Annotated in this window: 9 protein-coding genes and 1 tRNA gene; 5 read left to right on the forward strand and 5 right to left on the reverse strand. The window is 69.6% G+C overall.

Annotation, left to right across the window (positions count from 1 at the left end):
* The 5 genes from VAE46_RS01665 to VAE46_RS01685 all read left to right on the forward strand — a co-directional run.
* The coding region (locus VAE46_RS01665) for a metalloprotease (RefSeq protein WP_322795168.1) at nt 1-330 on the forward strand (330 nt) is incomplete at its 5' end.
* 103 nt (nt 331-433) lie between these two features.
* The gene (locus VAE46_RS01670; RefSeq protein ID WP_322795169.1) at nt 434-1471 is read left to right on the forward strand and encodes a prephenate dehydrogenase; all 1038 of its coding nucleotides are present in this window, start codon (nt 434-436) and stop codon (nt 1469-1471) included.
* The gene (aroA, locus tag VAE46_RS01675; protein ID WP_322795170.1) at nt 1468-2763 is read left to right on the forward strand and encodes a 3-phosphoshikimate 1-carboxyvinyltransferase; all 1296 of its coding nucleotides are present in this window, start codon (nt 1468-1470) and stop codon (nt 2761-2763) included. Before VAE46_RS01670 ends, aroA begins: the two co-directional genes overlap by 4 nt.
* Nucleotides 2760-3359, forward strand: coding sequence for a guanylate kinase (gene gmk, locus VAE46_RS01680; RefSeq protein ID WP_322795171.1), 600 nt, complete (start codon nt 2760-2762; stop codon nt 3357-3359). The genes aroA and gmk overlap by 4 nt, the downstream gene beginning before the upstream one ends.
* A 62-nt stretch (nt 3360-3421) precedes the next feature.
* The gene (locus tag VAE46_RS01685; protein WP_322795172.1) at nt 3422-4276 is read left to right on the forward strand and encodes a glucose 1-dehydrogenase; all 855 of its coding nucleotides are present in this window, start codon (nt 3422-3424) and stop codon (nt 4274-4276) included.
* Nucleotides 4277-4338: 62 nt separating this feature from the next.
* Here the strand turns inward: VAE46_RS01685 and VAE46_RS01690 are convergent.
* The 5 genes from VAE46_RS01690 to VAE46_RS01710 all read right to left on the reverse strand — a co-directional run bounded on the left by VAE46_RS01690 (nt 4339) and on the right by VAE46_RS01710 (nt 7074).
* Nucleotides 4339-4415: transfer RNA gene (locus VAE46_RS01690), tRNA-Asp, on the reverse strand.
* Nucleotides 4416-4423: 8 nt separating this feature from the next.
* Nucleotides 4424-5032, reverse strand: a complete 609-nt coding sequence (locus VAE46_RS01695; protein WP_322795173.1) for a hypothetical protein — start codon at nt 5030-5032, stop codon at nt 4424-4426.
* A 1-nt stretch (nt 5033) separates the two neighbouring features.
* Complete coding sequence (locus tag VAE46_RS01700) at nt 5034-5438, reverse strand: DUF4332 domain-containing protein (RefSeq protein WP_322795174.1); 405 nt, start codon at nt 5436-5438, stop codon at nt 5034-5036.
* An 86-nt stretch (nt 5439-5524) separates the two neighbouring features.
* Entirely contained in the window at nt 5525-6514 is a 990-nt protein-coding gene (locus tag VAE46_RS01705; RefSeq protein ID WP_322795175.1) for a ketopantoate reductase family protein, read from the reverse strand.
* Nucleotides 6511-7074, reverse strand: coding sequence for a DUF5317 family protein (locus VAE46_RS01710; protein ID WP_322795176.1), 564 nt, complete (start codon nt 7072-7074; stop codon nt 6511-6513). Before VAE46_RS01710 ends, VAE46_RS01705 begins: the two co-directional genes overlap by 4 nt.
* Nucleotides 7075-7248: the final 174 nt, after the last annotated feature.

Consider the following 7248-nt stretch of genomic DNA (forward strand, 5'->3'; position numbering starts at 1 on the left):
CTCATCCAGTCGAACCTCCCCAGCATCGAAGCGGTCATCCGGCGCGGCTCCGGCGAGGATTATGTTTGGCTATTTCTCTCCTTCATCATCACCCTGAACATCATCCTCGGCATCTTCAACCTGATCCCCATCCCTCCGCTCGACGGCTTCAAGGTTGTCACCGGCATCGCACCGCGGAGCATCGCGCAGGCCATCGAACAGCTCGCACCCTGGGGGCCCGGCATCCTCATGGCCATGATCGCCATGGGCTTCCTCACGGGGTTCAGCCCCATCGGCTGGCTGATCGGGCTCGTTTACGACGACGTCCTGCGCGTCATCATCGGCACCTGAGCGGGGTTCGCGAATCTCGGCAGGTCCTCGGCCCGGGGCGCTATGGTAGCCTGTAGACACGCCCGGGGGCGAAGCGTCGCGCACCGGGGGCGGGGGACCCTCCATGGCTGAACATCGCATCGCAATCATCGGTACGGGCCTCATCGGAACCTCGATTGGCCTCGGCCTCGCCGCCCGGGAAGGGCGGAACTATGAGCTGGTCGGCGCCGACCGCAACCGGGACAACGCCCGCACCGCAAAGAAACTGGGCGCGCTGGACCGGGAAGTCGGGTCCCTCGAGGAGGCCGCGAAAGGCGCCGGGCTGATCATCATCGCCACGCCCGTCATGGCTGCACGCCGCATCCTGCAGGACATCGGCCCGTACCTCGAACCCGGCGTCGTCATCACCGACACCTGCAGCACCAAGGGCGAAGTGATGCGCTGGGCCGCGGAATACCTCCCCGAATCGGCCCATTTCATCGGCGGGCACCCCATGGCCGGCAAAGAGACCAGCGGCCCCTCGGCCGCGACCGCCAGCCTGTTCAGCGGCGCGACCTGGGCGGTCACCCCCTCGCCCCGGGCAGCGGAACGCGCCGTGCAGGTGGTGCTCGGCCTCATCGAAACCCTCGGAGCGGTCCCGCTCTACATCGACCCCTTCGAACACGACCAGTACGCCGCCGCCATCAGCCACGTGCCGCTCATCGCCTCGGTCGCCCTCTTTCGCATGGTCCGCGACAGCCAGGGCTGGGAAGATGCCGCCCTGCTCGCGGGTCCCGGCTTCCGCGATGTCACCCGGCTCGCCAGCGGCGACCCCACCATGGCGCGGGACATCATGCTCACCAACCGCGAGGCCGTGCTCCACTGGATCGGCCGCCTCGAAGAGGAGCTGGCCACGATTCGCAGAGCGCTCGAAGCCGGCCCGGAGCCGATCTACGACCTCTTCCATTCCACTCAGCTCGACCGCGACACCTTCATCCAGAATCCCCCGCAGCGGCGCCGCCCGGAAGGAATCGAGCCGCCCTCCGCGCGCGATGCGATTGGCCGGATGTTCGTCGGCGGCCTCTACGACCGCCTGAAGGAGGCCTCCGAGCGGCCGGTCCGCGCGCCGCAGGATGACGCGGAACTGCGCCGCAAACTCGGCGTCGAGGATGACCGCCTGTGAACGTCGAACGCCCCGCCCGGGTCAGGGCCACCATCCGCGTCCCTGCGGATAAGTCGATTTCGCACCGCGCCCTGATGTTCAACGCTATCGCCGACGGCGAGGCGACCGTCACGGGCATCCTCGATTCCGAAGACATCCGTTCGACCGCGCGCTGCCTCGAAGGGCTGGGCGTCCGCGTCGACTGGCCGGAAGGGGCCGACACCGCCCGGGTGGTCGGGAGCGGCCTGCACGGCCTGCGTGAGCCGGAGGACGTCCTCGACTGCGGCAACAGCGGCACCACCATCCGGCTGCTTCTCGGGCTCCTCGCCGGCCAGCCCTTCCTCTCCATCCTCACCGGTGACGCCTCGCTCCGCGGCCGCCCCATGGGGCGCGTCATCCATCCCCTGCGGGCCATGGGCGCCTCCATCCAGGGCCGCCGCGACGACACGCTGGCCCCGGTCGCCATCCGCGGCGGTGGCCTGCGCGGTCTCGAATACGCATCGCCAGTGGCCAGCGCCCAGGTCAAGTCGGCCATCCTGCTCGCCGGGCTGTTCGCGGACGGGCCTTCGACCGTCGTCGAACCGGCCGCCACGCGCAACCACACCGAACTGCTGCTCCGGGCCATGGGCGCGCGCGTGGAGACCGAGGCAACGCGAGTCACGGTCACACCGCCCGCTCGCCTCAACGCCGTCTCCCTCTCCGTTCCCGGCGACATCTCCAGCGCCGCACCCTGGCTCGTCCTGGGCGCCTGCCACCCCGATGCCGAGGTCACCCTCGAAGCGGTCAACATCAACCCGACGCGCACCGGGCTGCTCGATATCCTCCGCGCCATGGGCGCCGACCTGGCACTGACCAATCCGCGCGACGCCGGAGGGGAACCGGTCGCCGATCTCGTCATCAAGAGTTCGCGCCTCCGCGCCGCGACCGTGGAAGGTGCGCTTGTACCCCGCGCGATTGACGAGCTGCCGCTGGTGGCCATCCTCGGCTGCTTCGCGGAGGGAACCACCAGTGTCCGCGACGCCAGCGAGCTCCGCGTGAAGGAGACCGACCGCGCCCGGGCGGTTGTCGAAATCCTCGGCGCGATGGGCGCGAACATCGAGGAGCGGGGGGATGGCTTCGCCGTGCACGGCCCGGCGAAGCTCCGCGGCGCCGCTATCGACGCCCACGGTGACCATCGCATGGGCATGCTGGCAGGCATCGCCGGCGCCCTCGCCGACGGGACAACCGTGGTGACCAACGACGCCGTCGCGGTCTCCTACCGCCGCTTCTGGGACGATCTCGCCCGCGCGACCGGCGGGGTGGCCGTCGGATGAGCGACCGCCCGCTGGTCATCGTCCTGCACGGCCCGGCCGGCGTCGGGAAAGATTCCGTCATCGAACGGCTGCGTGAGCGCCTCGGCATCCACCGGGCCACCAGCTCCACCACCCGCCCGCCGCGCGCGAACGAGGTCGACGGGGTCGACTACCACTTCCTCTCCGAGGCCGAGTTCCGCCGCAAGATCGAAAACGACGAGTTCGCCGAGTGGGCAGTGGTCTACGACCAGTACAAGGGTCTCGAACGGAGCGAAATCGAGCGCCCCCTCGCGGAAGGCCGCGACGTCATCATCCGCACCGACGTGCAGGGCGCCCGCACCTGGCGGCAGAAGCTCGAAGGCGCCATCTTCATCTTCCTGATGGCCGAAGACCGCGAGACCCTGCGCGCCCGCCTGGCCGCCCGCGGCAGCGAAAGCCCCGAGAGCCTCGCCACTCGCATCGCAACCCTCGAAGAGGAGCTGGCGGACCTCGAAAACAACGACTATGTGGTTATCAACCGAAGCGGCCGCCTCGAGGAGGCCGTCGACGAGATCGCCGCGATCATTGAGCGCGAGAAGGCCAACCCAAGCCGCCCGCCGGCGCGGCTCATCGCCTGAACTGGCTCCCTCCCCCTCCGTCGGCCTAAGATCCGGGCCATCGCCTGCCCCGGAGAGAAACCATGGACCCCGAACTCGCCCGGATGTTCAGCCTTGACGGCAAAGTTGCGCTCGTAACGGGCGCGTCCAGCGGTCTTGGCGTTGCATTTGCCCGCGGCCTCGCGCGCGCCGGCGCCAACGTGGTCGTCACCGCCCGTCGGCAGGAGCTCATCGAACAGACCGCGGCCATGCTGCGCACCTTCGGCGTCGAAAGCGCAGCCTACCCCGCCGACATCACCGATGAAGCCCAGTTCGAAGCCCTCTTCGAGCGGACTGTCGAGCGCTTCGGCCGGCTCGACATCATGGTCAACAACGCCGGCTACACCGACCGGTCGGGACTCCGCCACGACCAGGGGAGCTTCAAGCGGATGCGCTCCGTGGTCGAACTCGACCTGCTGGCGACCATCAACGGCTGCCGGCTCGCCGCCCGCCAGATGCTCGCCCAGGGCACCGGCGGGGTCATCATCAACATCTCCTCCATCCTCGGCCGGGTCGGCTCCGAATTCCGCGCCGCCTCCTACCACGCGGCCAAGGGCGGGGTCGACGCCCTCACCCGGGTCCTGGCGCTCGAGTACGCGCGCGAGGGCATCCGCGTCAATGCCATCGCCCCCAGCTACTTCGACGGTACCGAGCTCATGGGCAAGGTCTTCGAATCGACGCCCGGCACCCGCGACCAGGCGGTCTCGCGCACCCCGATGGGGCGGCTCGGCCAGCCGGAGGACCTCGAAGGCGCCATCGTCTACCTCGCGTCCGATGCCAGCCGCTTCGTGACCGGGCACATCCTCTACGTCGACGGCGGCTGGACGGCCGGCGGCGGCTACCACCAGATCGCCCCGCCTTGGGAGAGCGAACCCGGCCACCAGCGGCCCCTCTCTTGATTCCCTCGCCGTCCTAAAAAGCAGCGAGCCCTGCCGATTGGCAGGGCTCCTTCGTTTTGGACTGGCGACCCCGAGCGGATTCGAACCGCCGATCTCCACCTTGACAGGGTGGCATGTTAGACCGCTACACCACGGGGCCGAACGTGCTTATGGTACGGGCAGGCCACCTCCCGGGCAAGGCGCCCCGGCGACGCTCCGGCCGTGCAGCAGGAAGGTGCATGCCGCCTCGAACATCCGCCGGGCCACTGGAGCACCCGGGCAGTGGCTCTCCACGCTCCGCCCCGAAAACTCACCATACCTGCGGCTGAAGAGGGTTCCATTGGACGGTTCCAGCCGCGACGCCGCCTCTGCAAGCGCGACCAGCTCCGGTTCGCTCGGCACCCACGACGGGCTGCCGTCATCGGTCCAGCAGCACGACGCGAGCAGCGCGCCCACCGACTCAACGCCCGGCACCACGGCGGACAGGCCTGCCTCGTCAATCGCGCCGGAGCGCAGGGCCTCGGCCAGCACCGCCCGGGCAGCTGCCTCCCATGCGCGGACGCCGCCGACCCCCGGCGGTGCAGCGCGGCGCAGCGCGGCCGCATCGAACAGCCCGCGCAGGGCCATCGCCGCCTCGACCGCCCGGCCGGGGACGCCCTCTGGCACCTTCGAAAGCACGATGCGTTCGGCCGTCACGCCCGCCGCGCGCCGCCCGTGGCCGGGCCCGAGCAGGTCCGCCAGCCACGCGTCCAGGGCCCGGGCATCAACACCGGTCATCTCAATGGAACACCGCTGCCGGCAGCGATTTCGCCTCCTGCACCCACTTCTCCACCGCCGAGAGCGCCGGCACCTGCCGCACGAGCTTCTTCGCCTCGTTGACCTCGACCAGCTTCGCGTGCAGGTTGTCCGGCCGCCGCTGCGCCAGCTCCTTCACACTGTCCACACCCGCCGCCTCGAGCAGGTCGGAGTACTCCGAACCGATGCCCTTGACTCGCATCAGGCCGGCGCGATTGACCCACTCCAGCACCCGGGCGCCGGTCACGCCAACCGCGGCAGCGAGCCCCTCGCGGCCCTTCGGCGTCCCCGCCCGCTGGAGCAGCTCGTCGGTAGTCCTGACCCCCGCGGCCTCCAGCTTTGCGGCGTAGGTCTCCCCAATCCCCTCGATGTCGATGATCTTCGCCATGGTGGCAGCCTCCCTGCGCCGCGACGGCGGCGGTTCGCGCCAGCCTACAGGAGCGGATGGCCGGCTGACCACCTACCCTGCGGCCGTCACCCCCGCCCGGTCTCGATGAGCGCTTCGAGGTCATCAATCGTGTACCCTGCGACCTCTCCAGCAGATGCCGCACGAACCGCCAGCTCGCGCACGGCGGCATTCACGGGCGTAGGCACGCCGTACAGCCTGCCCAGCAGCACGATCTCGCCGTTCAGGTAGTCCACCTCGATCGTTCGATGGCCGCGCAGCACGCTCTGTAGCGTCGAGCTGCCCGACCGCGGTTCGCCATCGACCGGGACCGCGCGGTAGTGGCGCTGCACCCGCTCCGCGTACTCCTCCGCAGAGACGTAGGGGATGCCGGCGGCGCGGTAGCACGCTTCGCCTTCTTCCCGCAGCCGGGCAAGGAGCGCCCCGACCCGCCCTCCTGCGCCCCACGACGAGCGGCCAGTGAGCACATCGAGCGCATTGCCGAGGTTCAGCAGCAGCTTGCGGTACTTGAGCGCCATCACGTCCGGGCTCGGCAGGGCATGGAACTTCGAGGCCGAGAGCGCCGCGCAGACTTCCTCAACCAGCGCATCGCTGCCGCGCGGGTACAGCCCGGCGTGCAGGCAGCCGCTCAGCGGCGCCCCCGAGGCGATGACCTCGCCCGGCACCAGGAAGGTCGCCGGCAGTGCGACCAGCATCGCGATGACCGTTGCGAACCGCCGCGCCGCGAGGCGTTCGTTCTCCACGCCGTTCTGGGCGCAGACCACCGGCACACGGCAGCCCGCCGCCGCTTCCAGCTCGCGCAGCGCGGCCTCCGTGTCCTGGGTCTTCATCGCCAGGAACACCACCTCCCGGCCGGTCCACTCGACCTCGCCGGGATGGACGACCGCCGGGATGCTCAGTCGCTGCGCGCCCTCCGGCGTCCTGAACAGCAGCCCGCGCTCCCGGATGGCGCGCAGGTGGTCGCCACGCGCGATGACCGCCACCTCGTGGCCCGACTCGTGCAGGCGCGCGGCAATCGTCCCGCCGATCGCCCCGGCGCCGTAGATGACGAACCTCATGGCGAGACCTCGGTTTCTTCCCGGGGCACACGACCCCCGTCTCGCCGGTCACGAAATCCGCCCGCAACGGTCATCGCCGCTGCCTGGACAACCACCAGCCCAAGCCCGGCGAACAGCACGAAATCGCCCAGGGAGTAGATGTTCTTCCCGTACCAGGGTAACTCGAAGATGTAGCGGTCGGACAGCGCGAAGAACCGAATGTCTTCGCGCCTGAGGATGACGTCCTTCCCGTGGTTGGTCTGGCTGCCGAGGAGGTCCTCGCTCAGTTCCGGGTGCAGTCCCGAACGGGCCAGGATATCGTAATCGACCGGCATCGCGCCGCCGTGCGCGGCCATCGGCACCAGGTTCAAGATGATGCCCGCTGCCACCAGCCACGCGCCGGCGAACCGCCGGAAGCGCGCCGTGAGCAGCACCAGCACCACCGTCGTCCCGAAGAAGAGCACACGCCGCGCCACGCCCGCAGCGCCATCCACGTCGAGGTACGAAATGGCCAGCTGCTGGGCCACAAAGATGACCACGGCCGCGCCGAGGAACAGCAAATCGCCCGCACGGCGTTCCATGCGGGCGATTGTGACCGATTTCCGGGGATTGTTCAGAGCCCGGAACCCGGGGGGCGATTTACCAGGACTGATACGGTGCGGCGCCGGCAAGTGCGATAACGGCCAGCGCCGAGACGGAGATCGCGAGGGAGATAAGGCGGCGGGTCATGGTTCTGTTCCTCCGGTCAGGATGTC

The organism is Tepidiforma sp. (genome assembly GCF_034433535.1).
In the GTDB taxonomy this organism is placed as follows: Bacteria; Chloroflexota; Dehalococcoidia; order Tepidiformales; family Tepidiformaceae; genus Tepidiforma.